At 71.6% G+C, this 13,646-nt stretch carries 14 protein-coding genes and 1 pseudogene; 4 read left to right on the top strand and 11 right to left on the bottom strand.

Annotated features, from left to right (window positions below):
- Positions 1 to 31: 31 nt before the first annotated feature.
- A complete protein-coding gene (locus ABZ707_RS24290) occupies positions 32 to 1,093 on the top strand; it encodes a hydroxyacid dehydrogenase (RefSeq protein WP_360178658.1) in 1,062 nt (353 codons plus the stop codon).
- Between the two features lie 148 nt (positions 1,094 to 1,241).
- Here ABZ707_RS24290 and groL read toward each other — a convergent pair whose 3' ends face one another.
- The 4 genes from groL to ABZ707_RS24270 form a co-directional block, all read right to left on the bottom strand.
- Complete coding sequence (gene groL, locus ABZ707_RS24285) at positions 1,242 to 2,867, bottom strand: chaperonin GroEL (RefSeq protein ID WP_360178655.1); 1,626 nt, start codon at positions 2,865 to 2,867, stop codon at positions 1,242 to 1,244.
- 95 nt (positions 2,868 to 2,962) lie between these two features.
- On the bottom strand, positions 2,963 to 3,271 hold the full coding sequence (gene groES / locus ABZ707_RS24280; protein ID WP_023539274.1) for a co-chaperone GroES: 309 nt from the start codon (positions 3,269 to 3,271) through the stop codon (positions 2,963 to 2,965).
- Positions 3,272 to 3,605: 334 nt separating this feature from the next.
- Positions 3,606 to 3,926: a hypothetical protein gene (locus tag ABZ707_RS24275; RefSeq protein ID WP_360178738.1), complete on the bottom strand. Its 321-nt coding sequence runs from the start codon at positions 3,924 to 3,926 to the stop codon at positions 3,606 to 3,608.
- Positions 3,923 to 4,876, bottom strand: a complete 954-nt coding sequence (locus tag ABZ707_RS24270; protein WP_360178652.1) for a polysaccharide deacetylase family protein — start codon at positions 4,874 to 4,876, stop codon at positions 3,923 to 3,925. Before ABZ707_RS24270 ends, ABZ707_RS24275 begins: the two co-directional genes overlap by 4 nt.
- A 125-nt stretch (positions 4,877 to 5,001) precedes the next feature.
- Between ABZ707_RS24270 and ABZ707_RS24265 the strand changes: the two genes are divergently transcribed.
- Positions 5,002 to 6,219, top strand: coding sequence for a class I SAM-dependent methyltransferase (locus ABZ707_RS24265; protein WP_360178649.1), 1,218 nt, complete (start codon positions 5,002 to 5,004; stop codon positions 6,217 to 6,219).
- Between the two features lie 40 nt (positions 6,220 to 6,259).
- Here ABZ707_RS24265 and ABZ707_RS24260 read toward each other — a convergent pair.
- Together ABZ707_RS24260 and ABZ707_RS24255 are read right to left on the bottom strand one after the other, a co-directional pair.
- A pseudogene (locus tag ABZ707_RS24260) lies at positions 6,260 to 6,620 on the bottom strand (hypothetical protein).
- Positions 6,621 to 6,690: 70 nt separating this feature from the next.
- Positions 6,691 to 7,341, bottom strand: a complete 651-nt coding sequence (locus ABZ707_RS24255; RefSeq protein ID WP_360178646.1) for a hypothetical protein — start codon at positions 7,339 to 7,341, stop codon at positions 6,691 to 6,693.
- 263 nt (positions 7,342 to 7,604) lie between these two features.
- Here ABZ707_RS24255 and ABZ707_RS24250 point away from each other — a divergent pair, with 263 nt between their 5' ends.
- Complete coding sequence (locus ABZ707_RS24250; RefSeq protein WP_360178643.1) at positions 7,605 to 8,105, top strand: potassium channel family protein; 501 nt, start codon at positions 7,605 to 7,607, stop codon at positions 8,103 to 8,105.
- 47 nt (positions 8,106 to 8,152) lie between these two features.
- Here the strand turns inward: ABZ707_RS24250 and ABZ707_RS24245 are convergent, their stop codons facing one another.
- Complete coding sequence (locus tag ABZ707_RS24245; protein WP_360178640.1) at positions 8,153 to 9,031, bottom strand: hypothetical protein; 879 nt, start codon at positions 9,029 to 9,031, stop codon at positions 8,153 to 8,155.
- Between the two features lie 386 nt (positions 9,032 to 9,417).
- On the opposite strand from ABZ707_RS24245, the gene ABZ707_RS24240 reads away from it, so the two are divergent.
- Positions 9,418 to 10,878: an aldehyde dehydrogenase family protein gene (locus tag ABZ707_RS24240; protein WP_360178637.1), complete on the top strand. Its 1,461-nt coding sequence runs from the start codon at positions 9,418 to 9,420 to the stop codon at positions 10,876 to 10,878.
- A gap of 191 nt (positions 10,879 to 11,069) precedes the next feature.
- Here ABZ707_RS24240 and ABZ707_RS24235 read toward each other — a convergent pair whose 3' ends face one another.
- The 4 genes from ABZ707_RS24235 to tsaB are packed head-to-tail and all read right to left on the bottom strand — an operon-like array spanning position 11,070 to position 13,621.
- Entirely contained in the window at positions 11,070 to 11,324 is a 255-nt protein-coding gene (locus tag ABZ707_RS24235; protein WP_360178634.1) for a hypothetical protein, read from the bottom strand.
- Positions 11,321 to 12,448 carry a tRNA (adenosine(37)-N6)-threonylcarbamoyltransferase complex transferase subunit TsaD gene (tsaD, locus tag ABZ707_RS24230; RefSeq protein ID WP_360178631.1) on the bottom strand — a complete coding sequence of 376 codons (1,128 nt, stop codon included), beginning with the start codon at positions 12,446 to 12,448 and terminating at the stop codon, positions 11,321 to 11,323. Before tsaD ends, ABZ707_RS24235 begins: the two co-directional genes overlap by 4 nt.
- Entirely contained in the window at positions 12,441 to 12,914 is a 474-nt protein-coding gene (rimI, locus tag ABZ707_RS24225) for a ribosomal protein S18-alanine N-acetyltransferase (RefSeq protein ID WP_360178735.1), read from the bottom strand. The genes tsaD and rimI overlap by 8 nt, the downstream gene beginning before the upstream one ends.
- 53 nt (positions 12,915 to 12,967) lie before the next feature.
- Positions 12,968 to 13,621 carry a tRNA (adenosine(37)-N6)-threonylcarbamoyltransferase complex dimerization subunit type 1 TsaB gene (gene tsaB, locus ABZ707_RS24220; RefSeq protein WP_360178628.1) on the bottom strand — a complete coding sequence of 218 codons (654 nt, stop codon included), beginning with the start codon at positions 13,619 to 13,621 and terminating at the stop codon, positions 12,968 to 12,970.
- Positions 13,622 to 13,646 lie beyond the last annotated feature (25 nt).

The following is a 13,646-nucleotide window of genomic DNA, read 5'->3' as shown; positions in this document are numbered from 1 at the left end:
CCAGTGACCCACGAGGAGCTTGAGTTCCACCATGCACCACACCACTGACAACGGGCCCTCCCCCGGCACCCGGACGCCGAGCGGCCCGCCTTCCACCCTGCTCGCCATGGGCCCCGGCATCGCCGAACGGCTGCTCACCGAGGACCACCGGGCCCGGCTCACCGGCCTCGTCCGTACCGACCCCACACTGATCGCGCACCAGCTCTCCGACCCGCCGCCCGCGGTCGCCGCCGCCCTCGCCGAGGCCGAACTGCTCCTCACCTGCTGGGGAGCGCCGCCGCTCACCGCCGGTGTCCTCGACGCGGCGCCCCGGCTGCGGGCCGTCGTCCATGCCGCAGGCACCGTCAAGCACCACATCACGGACGCCTGCTGGGAACGCGGCATCGCGGTCACCTCGGCCGCCGCCGCCAACGCCCGCCCGGTCGCCGAGTACACCCTCGCCGCGATCCTCTTCGCGGGAAAGAACATCCTGGGCTCCGCCCAGCGCTACCGGAATCTCCGGACCCACCACGACTGGCGGGAGGAGCTGGACCGCGCGGGCAACTACCGCCGTACGGTCGGCGTCGTCGGAGCCTCCCGTATCGGCCGCCGCGTCATCGAGCTGCTGCGCCCCTTCGATCTCGACGTCCTGCTGTACGACCCGTATGTGGACGCGGCCGGCGCGGCGGCGCTCGGCGTGGAGTCCGTACCGCTCGGCGAGCTCTGCGCCCGCGCGCATGTCGTCTCCGTCCACGCGCCGGAGATCCCGGCCACCCGCCATATGATCGGCGCCGCGCAGCTCTCCGCGATGCCGGACGGCTCGACCCTGATCAACACCTCGCGCGGCTCGCTCATCGACGAGAGCGCGCTCCTGCCCGAGCTGGTCTCGGGCCGGCTGCGCGCCGTGCTGGATGTCACGGAGCCCGAGCTGCCGCCCGCCGACTCCCCGTTGTACGACCTGCCGAATGTCCTGCTGACGCCGCATGTCGCGGGCTCCCTGGGCGGCGAGATCCACCGTATGGCCGATCAGGCGCTCGACGAGGTGGAGCGCTACACGCGCGGACTGCCCTTCGCCGACCCCGTGCACCCGGCGGCCCTGGACCACTCCGCGTAGCGCGCCGCGCTCCCGAGCGCACAGACACACAGACGCCCGACAGCCCGACACAGCCCGACAGCACCGACACACGAAAGCACCGCGAACGCACCGAGGCCCGGTGCCCCCGTGAAGGGGCACCGGGCCTCGGTGCGTTCAGCCGTACGCGTCAGTGGCTGTGGCCGTGGCCGCCGTGACCGGCGTCGGCCTCCTCCTCGGCCGGCTTCTCGACGACCAGGGTCTCGGTCGTGAGCAGCAGGGAGGCGATGGACGCGGCGTTCTCCAGCGCGGAGCGCGTGACCTTGACCGGGTCGATGACGCCGGCCTTCACCAGGTCGACGTACTCGCCGGTCGCGGCGTTGAAGCCGTGGCCCTTGTCCAGCTCCGACACCTTGGAGGTGATGACGTAGCCCTCAAGACCGGCGTTCTCGGCGATCCAGCGGAGCGGCTCGACGACGGCGCGGCGGACGACCGCGACACCGGTGGCCTCGTCGCCCTCCTTGCCGAGGTTGCCCTCAAGCACCTTGGCGGCGTGCACCAGGGCGGAGCCACCACCGGAGACGATGCCCTCCTCGACCGCGGCGCGGGTCGCGGAGATGGCGTCCTCCAGACGGTGCTTCTTCTCCTTCAGCTCCACCTCGGTGGCGGCGCCGACCTTGATCACGCACACGCCGCCGGCCAGCTTCGCGAGGCGCTCCTGGAGCTTCTCGCGGTCCCAGTCGGAGTCCGTGGACTCGATCTCGGCCTTGATCTGGTTGATACGGCCGGCCACGTCGCCGGCGTTGCCGCCGCCGTCCACGATGGTCGTGTCGTCCTTGGTGATGGTGACGCGGCGGGCGGAGCCCAGCACGTCCAGGCCGGCCTGGTCGAGCTTGAGGCCGACCTCCTCGGCGATGACGGTCGCACCGGTGAGGGTGGCGATGTCGCCGAGCATGGCCTTGCGGCGGTCACCGAAGCCGGGGGCCTTCACCGCGACCGCGTTGAAGGTGCCGCGGATCTTGTTGACGACGAGGGTGGAGAGCGCCTCGCCCTCGACGTCCTCGGCGATGATCAGCAGCGGCTTGGAGCCACCCGCCTGGATGACCTTCTCCAGCAGCGGGAGCAGGTCCTGGATGGAGGCGATCTTGCCCTGGTGGATCAGGATGTACGGGTCGTCGAGGACGGCCTCCATACGCTCCTGGTCGGTCACCATGTACGGGGACAGGTAGCCCTTGTCGAAGGCCATGCCCTCGGTGAAGTCCAGCTCCAGACCGAAGGTGTTGGACTCCTCGACGGTGATGACGCCGTCCTTGCCGACCTTGTCCATCGCCTCGGCGATCAGCTCGCCGACCTGCTGGTCCTGCGCGGAGAGCGCGGCCACGGCGGCGATGTCGGACTTGTCGTCGATCGGGCGGGCGGTCGCGAGGAGTTCCTCGGACACGGCCTTGACCGCCGCGTCGATGCCCTTCTTCAGGGCGGCCGGGGAGGCGCCGGCGGCGACATTGCGCAGGCCCTCGCGGACCAGCGCCTGGGCCAGCACGGTAGCGGTGGTGGTGCCGTCACCCGCGATGTCGTTGGTCTTGGTCGCCACCTCCTTCACGAGCTGCGCGCCCAGGTTCTCGTACGGGTCCTCGATCTCGACCTCACGGGCGATCGTGACACCGTCGTTGGTGATGGTGGGGGCGCCGAACTTCTTGTCGATGACGACGTTGCGGCCCTTGGGGCCGATCGTCACCTTCACCGTGTCGGCAAGCTTGTTGACGCCGCGCTCAAGGGCGCGACGGGCGTCCTCGTCGAACTTCAGGATCTTCGCCATGGGAGCTTCTGTGTCCTCTCAAATGAGATGCGCCCCTGTCCGCCCGGCGTTCGCAGGGGGGCCAGGGGCGCATCTCAAAAGCGATCTTGGGTGAATTACTTCTCGATGATCGCGAGCACGTCGCGAGCCGAGAGGACGAGGTACTCCTCGCCGCTGTACTTCACCTCGGTGCCGCCGTACTTGCTGTACAGAACGACATCGCCGACGGAAACGTCGAGCGGGAGCCGCTCGCCGTTCTCGAAACGGCCCGGGCCCACAGCCAGGACGACGCCCTCCTGGGGCTTCTCCTTGGCGGTGTCCGGGATAACCAGGCCAGAGGCCGTGGTCTGCTCGGCGTCGAGCGGCTGGACCACAATGCGGTCCTCGAGCGGCTTGATGGCAACCTTGGTGCTGGCGGTCGTCACGATCCGACCTCCCCCTTCGGAGATCTCACGGGGTTAACTGTCTGAGTGGCGACCAGGTGGGCCCGTCGTCGCGGGTGCCGGACCTGCCAGTCGCGCTTTGGCACTCTCCAGTGGGGAGTGCCAGACCTGAGACTATGACCGCGATTAGCACTCGGTCAAGCGGAGTGCCAATGGGCGCGGCGTGGCGGATCAGTCTCCCCAGGGAAACGACGCCGTCGGGGCCCTGGTTTCGTACGACCGTATGAAGATGCGTTGTATGAACGTACGCACTGGCGAGACGTCCGAGAGCGCGCGCCCCGCCCCGGGCGCGCGCCGTGTCCGGGCCCGGGGCCGCTTACGGGGAGTCTTCCGGGCCACCCGTCCCGGCGTCCTGTTCCCAGATGCCCCGCAGCAGCCGTTCCTGCCGGCCGCAGACCTCCCGCGGCTGCTCCCCGTGCGGCAGCCGCGCCCTGACCAGGTGCGGCTTCACTCCCGCCGGACCCGGGTGGCCCTGCACCCGGACCGACGCGTCCGGGCTCACCTTCTGCGCCGCCTTGCGCCCCAGCCGTTCGATCGGGTCCACGGACGGCGCGCACCCCGTCAGCAGGGCGCCGCAGCCGGCGAGGAGCGCACCGGCTGCCAGCAGGCCGGCCAGTAGCCGGTGCGCCGGTCTCATACGTAGTCCTCCAGCTTGGCCACCGCGTAGCCCCGGCCGGTGATCGTCTTCATCACCTGGCGGATCATGTCGGGCATGGTGCCGTTCCAGTCCCCTGGCCCGCGGAAGTGCGTGAGGACGATGTCGCCGGGGTGCAGGTCCTCGTCCCACTCGCGCCACTCCATGTGGTCGGGGAACGCCTCGGACGCCCACAGCGGCGCGGCCTTCACCCCGCACTCCTTGGCGGCTCTCAGCGTGTCCACGTTGTAGTTGCCGTACGGCGGGCGGAAAAGCGGAGGCCGCTTGCCGAACCGCTGCTCGATGTTGTCCTGCTGTTCGCAGATCTCCCGCTTCTGCTCCTCGTACGACAGGCCGGGCATGTAACGGTGGTTGATGGTGTGGTTGTGCAGGGACACTCCGCGGTCCTGCATCTGCTTGAAGTAGCCGTAGTTGTCCTTGGTGACGTAGTCGCTCAGGAAGGCGCTGTACGGGATCTTCAGCTCACTCATCATCCGCAGCAGTTCCGGGTCCTTCTCCGCCCCGTCGTCCATGGTCAGGAAGACGACCTTGTCCTTGACCGGAACGGTGGTGAAGATCGGCGGCAGCTCGTCGCCGCCCTCGACCTCGAAGCCCTGGCGGGTGGTGATGCGCGGCTTGACCGCGGGCGGGGGCGGCGCCGGCAGCGGGGTCGCCGCGAGCCCCCACTTCTTGGCCGCGACGGCGCGCGCCGCCTGGATACGGCGCACATTCTCGGCGTACTCGGCGCGGGCGCCGGCCGAGCCGGGCGGGTGCTTCCCGGCCGCCTGCTGACCCGGCCTGCCCTCGACCGCCGAAGGGCTCTGGTGCCCCGCCGCACCCTTGGAGGGCGACGACGTGGCCGGTCCACCGGACTCCACACCGCATGCCGAGCCGACAGCGGCGACCAGAAGCGCCGCCAGAAGCGCACGGCTCCGCCTGCGTCTCTTCGCCATCACTCTTCTCACCATTTTTTCGTTTTGTCGTACTAGCTGCATGGCGTCGCATCCTGTCAGCGCGCGGCGCCCCCGCCCGGCCGACACTCACCGCCCGGCACGCACCATCGCCCGGCTGGCCCACAATGGGCCGGGTGACCGACCGCGTTCCCTCCTCCCCCCTCGCCGACCTGCTCTCCGCCGAGGGCCAGGCCCTCCTCTCCGAGCTGCGTGACCACGACCCCGCGCGGGAACTCGCCCTCGCCACCCGGCTGCGCCGTGAGCACCCGGCCGAGCTGGTCTCGGCGGCCCTGACGCAGGCGCGGCTGCGCCAGCGCGCGGTGGCGAAGTTCGGCGCGGAGGACGCCCACCGCATGTACTTCACGCCCAACGGCGTCGAACAGGCCACGCGCTCCGGCGTCGCCGCGCACCGGGCCGCCCGGTTCCGCGACCTCGCCCCCTCGGCGGCCGTCACCGACCTCTGCTGCGGCGTCGGCGGCGACGCGATCGAGCTGACCCGCGCCGGCTTCGCCGTGACCGCCGTCGATCTGGACCCGCTGACCTGCGAGATCGCCCGGACCAATGTGCGGACCCTGGCGCCTGGCGGCCCGGCGCCGACGGTGATCCGCGCCGATGTCCTGGAGTACGACCTGACCGGGACCCGCGCCCTCTTCATCGATCCGGCGCGGCGCGGCGGCCGGGGCAGGATCTTCGACCCGGAGGCGTACTCACCGCCGCTGTCCTGGGCTGTCGACGCGGTACGAAGGGTGGGCGTCGGCGCCGTCAAGATCGCGCCCGGCATTCCGCACGAACTGATCCCGGACGACTTCGAGGCCGAGTGGATCTCGGACGGCGGCGATGTCAAGGAAGCCGTGCTCTGGTACGGCTCAGAGCGCCCTGACGCCGTCGTCCCCGGTGGCCGCCGGGCCACTCTCCTGCCCTCCGGAGCCGCCCTCGCCGGGCGCGGCCTGCCCGACCCGCCCGTCCGCAAGACCGGCCGTTACCTGTACGAACCGGACGGCGCCGTCATCCGCGCGCATCTGGTCGCGGAGGTGGCCGACGAGCTGGACGGCGGGCTGATCGACGAGACCATCGCGTACATCACGGCCGACGAAGCGCGCCCCACGCCGTACGCCACCGGCTATGAGATCACCGACGAACTGCCCTTCAACCTCAAGAAGCTGAAGGCCCTGCTCCGGGAGCGCGAGGTGGGGATCCTGACGGTCAAGAAGCGCGGCTCGGCGGTCGAACCGGAGGAACTGCGGCGCCGCGTGAAGCTCAGGGGCGCGGGCACCGCGACGGTCTTCCTCACCCGGGTGGCGGGCGCTCCCACCATGCTGATCGGGCATCCGGCGCGGGCATGACCACCGCGCTCACCCCGACCCGGCGGGCCCGGTGCCCTGCCTACAGGTCGGTCAGCTCATCCGCGTAGATCTGCGACAGCGGCTGCGGGCCGACGTACTGCTGGCAGTTGCACTGCCGTAGCTCGTACCGCAGGGGCTTTCTGTCCTCGTCCCACTCCGTCGGCACCTCCACGTCCTCGTGGCACTTGCCGCCGGTCGTGCTTCGCCAGATGGTGCGTGCAGCCGCAGACGGGCTCCGGCGGCTTGTGGGCCTCCTCCAGGGCGCGCCGCTCCTTTTCCACCAGCTTGAAGCGTTCGACCTTCCGCTCGTGCCGGGTCTGCAGCGCCGTCCGGCCCGTGTCGGCTATCCAGCCGAAACCGCCCACCAGGAAGAAGATGAAGATCCACCAGAGCCAGTCCATCCGCCGCCCCTTAGCCTGAATGGCGCATGTATACCCCCTTCAGGATATGACGGACGTGAGGAAGTCCGCCTCAGCGGTGCGCTCCCCCGCCCCCGCGCACCGGGACGGGCGTGAGCAGCCGCTCCGACCAGCTCTGATGCCGCAGCGACTGGGTCACTCCCAGCAGACCGGTCACCAGCACCGTGATCCCCAGGCCCAGGGCGTACACCGTCTCCCCCACGGTCGCCGATGCCGCGCCGGCCCCGGCCGCACGGACGACGCGGACGGTCTCCCACGCTCCCAGCAGGCACAGCACCACCGACGGCAGCAGCCAGAGGACGGACCGCCGGTGCGCCCGCAGGCGCACATCCGTCGCACGGTCCGGGCCGAGTGCCGCCCAGGCGTCCAGGCGCTGCCGTATGTCCCGGCCCCTGCCCAGCCAGAGACCCAGCGCGACCGCCGCCGGCACCAGGAACACCGCCGCGAGGACTAGTGCCACCAGTCCGGTGATCTCGCCCAGACCGCCCCGCTCGAAGCTCTCGATCGCCAGCCCCACGGCCGCCCAGCCGACCACGGCGACCGCCGCCAGCAGCCAGAGCAGCACCAGCCGTCCGATCGCGAGGCCCCGCCGGGTCAGCGCCGCCATGGCCGCGGCCCGGTCGGCGAGCCGCGCCTCACGATCGGGCCAGGGACAGGACTCCTCGGGCGGCGGAAGCGGCGGCAGCGCGGCTCGGCTGATCATTGAGCAGAGATTAGCGGTACGTGGCGGTGTTGAGCGGCCAGGGTGCCCGGCGGTACGGCGCGGCCCGACAGGGACGGACAGGGGCACGCGCGGGCCGGTGCGGCGCAGGCGCGGCGGTGGCCGCACGGCCCGTTTCCCGGAGGCACGGGGATGTGTGTCGGACGCCGCCGCTCCACCGCTCACCAGTAGTTTCATGCGAAAGCCCGGCTTCCGCCGCGTACCTTCTCCCCCGCGTCCACCGCCCCGCCGACCGAGGTTCGCCCATGCCGCCACTGTCCCTGCCGTATCTGCTGAAGAGGCTGCTGCGAAGTGAGCACTGGCGGCGGCTCCATGTCCGCGCCTCCCTGTGGGCCGCGCTGATCACGGTGCTGGTCCTGCTGGGCGGCTCATGGCTGATCGTGGTGGTGGAGACCCCGGCGCCGAAGGCGACCATCACGTCCTTCCCCCTCGCGCTGTGGTGGTCCGTCGAGACCGCCACCACCGTCGGATACGGAGACCTCTATCCCGTCACGGCATGGGGGCGCGTCATCGCCACCGTGGTGATGCTCGCCGGGATCTCCATGTTCAGCATCGTCACCGCGTCCCTCGCCACCTGGTTCGTCAGCGGCGCCGCGCACCGCGTGCACGAGCTGGCGGTGGCCTTCGAGCGGTTCGGCCGGGAGGGGACGGCGGGCGCCTCGGACGAGCTGCGCGCGCTCCACACGCGCTTCGACCGCCTGGAGAAGATCGTCAAGGACACGCGGCGGCCGCCCGGCTCAGCGTGACGCCGACCGGATCGGGCCCCGGGTTTCCGGCGGCGCGTGCCGAACGCTCATGTCCGGTCCTCCTGATCCGTCCCGCCGGTCACCCGCAGAGCCGTACGGAGCTGTTCCACCCGGGCGCGGACCCTCGTCGACGCCCCCGCGTCCTCCGGCCGGGCGGGCGGCGGCACCTCCCGGCACAACCGGCAGAGCCCGTCGGGGAGTTGCGCCGGATCACCCGGGACACCGCAGTCCGTGCACTCCATCACGCGCCGGGGACGCGGAGGCTCCGGCGGGAGCTTGGCGAGGAGCCGGGCGCGTACGAAGCCGTACGGCGCGGCCACCTCCGCCGGAAGGCCCGCCGTCAGCGCCTGGACGAGCTGGGCCCGGCCCGCGCCGCGCTCGAACCACCGCGCGGCCAACTCCTCCAGTGCCCCGCACTCGGGCTCGGAGAGCGTGAGCCGCGCGTCGGTCCGGCCGAGCGCCGCGAGGATGTCGTACGCCTCGGTCCGGGCCCGCGCCGAAGGCTCCGGCCGGGACGGCGACTCCCGCGGGACGTCCGCGCCCGAGGTGAACGCGTCCCACCACTCGTTGTCCCTGGCCGCCCGCGACCAGTACGTGCGCCAGACCCAGCGCACCGTCCCCTCGTGGCCGGTGACCGCCTCCCGGTGGCGGCGCAGATGTCCCGCCCGGGAGAGATTGTTGAGCACGGTCCGCACCGCGCACTGGCCGTAGTCCGCGAGATGTTTCGCGAGGGTCTTCACCGAGATGTCGGAGCCCTCGGGCAGCCGGTCGACATAACCGGCGACCGCCGCCTCACGCTTGGGCAGATGTGCGAAGTCGTCGGCGCGGCGCGGGCTTTGGCAGGGAGCGAGCCGCTTTCCGTACCCCGGATTGGCGTGGGGATGGGCGTGCGGGCGCGGGGCGGGATTAAGCTGCTGAACAGCCATCAGATCGTGGGTGCTTTCGATCTCGTTGGTCAGACCCCTGCGACGTGTTGGTAGCACCCGCGGGGGTCGTTCTTTGTGCCGCACGCTACACGCCCGTGCCATTCCGTGGCGAGTCGGTCACAAAAAGTCATCTCGCCCGGCGGCCCGGGCACTTCAGGGGTGGGTGGGCGGGTTTGCCCTCCCACCCCTTCCTTGGAAAAGGGGCTCGAACTCCGACGCCCGAGGCTCAAGCGACGTGGACACCCCGAGCGGAATCGTTCATGCGGAGGCGCGCGGATACGGCTCGGACCCGGCTTGAGCTTCGGGCGGACAGCCGTCGCCGCGCCCCCGTCCGCCGATCCCGCCGACCCGGGCACCATCCGCCCGCGAGGAGTAGCTTCGAAGGGGTGGATACCGGACTTGTCGGGGACCGACGCTGGCAGGAAAAGATCTTCACCGGTGAGTGGCGGGACGGCGGCGGCGGTGTGCTGCCCGTCATTGAGCCCGCCACCGGTGCGGAGCTGGGTGTGGCCGGGAAGGCCGCGCCGGACGATGTGGCGCGCTCCGTCGCCCGGGCGGACGAGGCCCAGGCCGCCTGGGCCGCCGCGCCGTTCAGCGAGCGCGCGGGCGTACTGCGACGGGCCGCGGAGCTGTGGACGGAGCACAGTGCCGAGGTCCGCACGTGGCTTGTGCGTGAGGCCGGGAGCGTCCGCCGCAAGGCGATGAGAGAGCTGGGCGGCACGGTGGCGGAGTGTTGGGAGGCCGCCGCGCTGCCGTCGCACCCCCTGGGCGAGGTGCTGCCCAGCGAGCGGGCGACGCTGAGCATGACCCGCCGGACTCCGGTGGGCGTCGTCGGCGTGATCGCCCCGTTCAATCTGCCGCTCAAGCTGGCGTTCCGTTCGGTGGCCCCGGCGCTGGCGCTCGGCAACGCCGTCGTCCTCAAACCGGATCCCCGTACCCCGGTCTCCGGTGGCGTGGCGCTCGCCCGGGTCTTCGAGGAGGCCGGGCTGCCGCCCGGCGTGCTGCATGTCCTTCCCGGCGGCGCGGACGTCGGCGCGGCGCTGGTCGCCCAGCCCGCCGTACGGGCCGTCTCCTTCACCGGTTCGTCGCGGGCCGGGCATGCCGTGGCCGAGCTGTGCGCGCGCCACTCCACCCGCGTCCATCTCGAACTGGGCGGCAACTCCGCGCTGATCGTCATGCCGGACGCCGACCTCGACCGGGCCGTCGCCGCGGCCTCCTACGGCGCGTTCTACCACCAGGGGCAGGGCTGCATCGTGGTCGGCCGGCACCTTGTGCACGACTCGGTGTACGACACCTACGCGCAGATGCTGGCGGAGAAGGCCGCGGGCCTCACCGTGGGCAACCCGGCGGAGCAGGACGTGGCCCTCGGCCCGCTCATCGACGCCCACCAGCGCGACAGCGTCGACGCGCTGGTCACGGGAAGTGTGGAGGCGGGAGCGAAACCGCTCACCGGCGGCACCTACCAGGGCCTCTTCTACCGGCCCACCGTCCTCGCCGACACGGGCCCGGGAGCGCCCGCCTACGACGCCGAGGTCTTCGGTCCCGTCGCCTCCGTCACCCGCTTCAGCACCGCCGACGAGGCCGTCGAACTCGCCTCCGACAGCCCCTACGGTCTTGCCCTTTCCATCCTCACGGCCGATGTCACCGCCGGACTGGAGATGGCCGCCGCCATCCCCACCGGTCTCGCGCACATCAACGACCAGACAATCGCCGACGACGCGCACGCGCCGTTCGGCGGACTGGGCGAGTCGGGAAACGCGTCGCGCTTCGGCGGACCGGCCGCCAATATCGAGGCGTACACGGACACCCGCTGGATCACCGTCCATTCGGCGATCCCGTCCTACTGAGGCGCGCCCGGCGGGCCCTCCGGGCCGTCCGACGAGCCCGGTCGGCACGGGGGACCGCATCGTGGCGCCCGGTCTTTCGGAGGAATCCCCGGCATCGTGCCACCAGAACGTCCGCCGTTGCCCGAGCATCCCTGCTGGGGCACCCCGTGGCTACGCCGCCGCGGGCGTCCCGGTGTACGTGCGGGACCCGCTCAGGACCCCAGCGCCTCGAAGCGCCAGCGGTGCACCGGCCGGGCGATCAAGTCCTTTGCCGGGTCCGGGAGTTCGGGGACATCGGCGTCATAGGGACCGTCCCACCAGGTGATGACCAGAACACGGTCCTGTGGCGCCCGGAGAAGCTCGCGGCGCACCGGAGCGCGGGGCAGTTCCTGCGCGCGCGCCCATTCCAGCAGTTCCGCGCCGCGCCCCAGAACCGCCTTCGCCTCCCACATCAGCGCCACGGTCATGAGTAGAGATTGTCCTTCCGCAGTTCGTGCAGATGATCGTGCTCGTGAACATGCCCGTGCTCATGCGCGTGAATCCGATCATGCCCCGGCACATGCGGCTCGGTCACCGGCAGCGACGAGTCCGCGGACAGGTCCCAGTCCGACGCGGGACGACCGCGCGCCACCATCTCCGCGCCCAGCGCGGCGACCATCGCGCCATTGTCCGTGCACAGCCCCGGGCGCGGGACACGCAGCCGGATGCCGGCCCGTTCGCAGCGTTCGGCCGCGAGCGCGCGCAGCCGGGAGTTCGCCGCGACCCCGCCGCCGATCATCAGATGGTCGACACCCTCGTCCTTGCAGGCGCGGACCGCCTTCCTGGTCAGTACGTCGACGACCGCTTCCTGGAAGGAGGCCGCGACATCCCGGACGGGCACCTCCTCGCCCGCGTTCCGCTTCGCCTCGATCCAGCGGGCCACCGAGGTCTTCAGACCGGAGAAGGAGAAGTCGTAGGCCGCGTCACGCGGACCCGTCAGCCCGCGCGGGAAGGCGATGGCGGCCGGGTCGCCCTCTCTCGCCAGCCGGTCGATCACCGGGCCGCCGGGGAAACCGAGCTGAAGCACCCGGGCGATCTTGTCGAACGCCTCGCCCGCCGCGTCGTCGATCGTCGCCCCCATGGGCCGCACATCGCTGGTGATGTCCGGCGCCAGGAGCAGCGAGGAGTGCCCGCCGCTCACCAGCAGCGCCATGGTCGGCTCCGGCAGCGGGCCGTGTTCGAGCTGGTCGACGCAGATGTGGGAGGCCAGATGGTTCACGCCGTAGAGCGGCTTGCCGAGCGCGTACGCGTACGCCTTCGCCGCCGAGACGCCCACCAGCAGCGCGCCCGCGAGACCGGGACCGGCGGTCACCGAGATCCCGTCCAGATCGCGGGCGGACACCCCCGCCTCCTTCAGCGCGCGCTCGATCGTCGGCACCATCGCCTCAAGGTGGGCGCGCGAGGCGACCTCAGGCACAACACCTCCGAAGCGCGCGTGCTCGTCCACGCTCGACGCGACGGCGTCGGCGAGCAGCGTCGTGCCGCGGACGACGCCGACACCCGTCTCGTCGCAGGAGGTCTCGATACCGAGGACGAGAGGTTCGTCAGCCATGGGTCCCAGTTCCTTGTACGTGGAGTCCTTGTACGCGCAGGCGCATGACGAGCGCGTCGACATTGCCCGGCTGGTAGTAGCCGCGGCGGAAGCCGATGGGCTCGAAGCCGAAACGCTCGTACAGCTTCTGCGCCCGGGTGTTGTCGACCCGCACTTCGAGCAGCACCTCCTCGCACTCGAAGGCGGTGGCGTGCTGGAGCAGATCCGTGAGCAGCCGGGAGCCGAGGCCGGTGCCCCACTGGTCGCGGGCGACGGCGATGGTCTGCACGTCGCCGAGGCCGCCGGCGGCGGCGAGTCCGGCGTAGCCGACGATCCGGCCGTCGATCTCGGCCACCGCATAGCGGCGGGTGGCCCTCGGGCCGCGCGCGTGCGCCAGCTCGGACCAGAACATCCCCGGTGACCAGGCGTCCTCGGGGAAGAGGTGCTGCTCAAGGGCGAGGACGGGATCGATGTCCCACCAGCGCATCTCCCGCAGCACAGCGCCGGAGGCCGTCACATCGGTCGCGTCGGTCACATCGGTCACTTCGGCGTGACCACCTTGTAGTTCTTGGGCACCTGCGCGTCGGGGCGGCGCAGATAGAGGGGCAGCGGCGGCAGGAACTCCCCGCCGGAAGCGAGTCTCTCGGCGGCGAGCGAGGCCAGCGCGGCGGCCGACTGGTGCTCCGGGCCCCGGGCGTCCGCGAAGACACCGGGATAGAGCAGCGCCCCGGCGCCGACCGCGGGCAGGCCCGCGACCTGCTCGGCGATGTCGGCGGGACGGTCGACGGCCGGTTCGGTCAGGCGGGTGCGGGCGTCCGCGTACCGCGCCCAGTAGACCTCCTTGCGGCGCGCGTCCGTCGCGACGACGAACGGCCCCTCGGTCTCGGCGCCATAGGCCAGACCGTCCAGGGTGCAGAGCCCGCGCACCGGGACTCCCAGCGCGGAGCCGAAGGTCAGGGCCGTGACCAGGCCGACCCGCAGGCCCGTGTACGGTCCCGGCCCGACTCCGACGACCACGTCCGTCACGGCGTCCAGTGCGAGCCCGGCCCCGGCGAGGACACGGTCGACGGCGGGAAGCAGCAGCTCCCCGTGGCGGCGCGCGTCGACCTCGCTCTCCGCGGCCAGGACGGAGGTGCCGTCGTGGAGAGCGACGGTGACGGCGGGCGTGGCGGTATCAACGGCGAGCAGAAGCACGCAAACAGCCTACGGCTCCCGCGCA

This window comes from Streptomyces sp. NPDC006923, from assembly GCF_040635655.1.
Lineage (GTDB): Bacteria > Actinomycetota > Actinomycetes > Streptomycetales > Streptomycetaceae > Streptomyces.
Note: the sequence above shows the minus strand (reverse complement) of the source record. Positions and strands in the feature narration are given on the sequence as shown.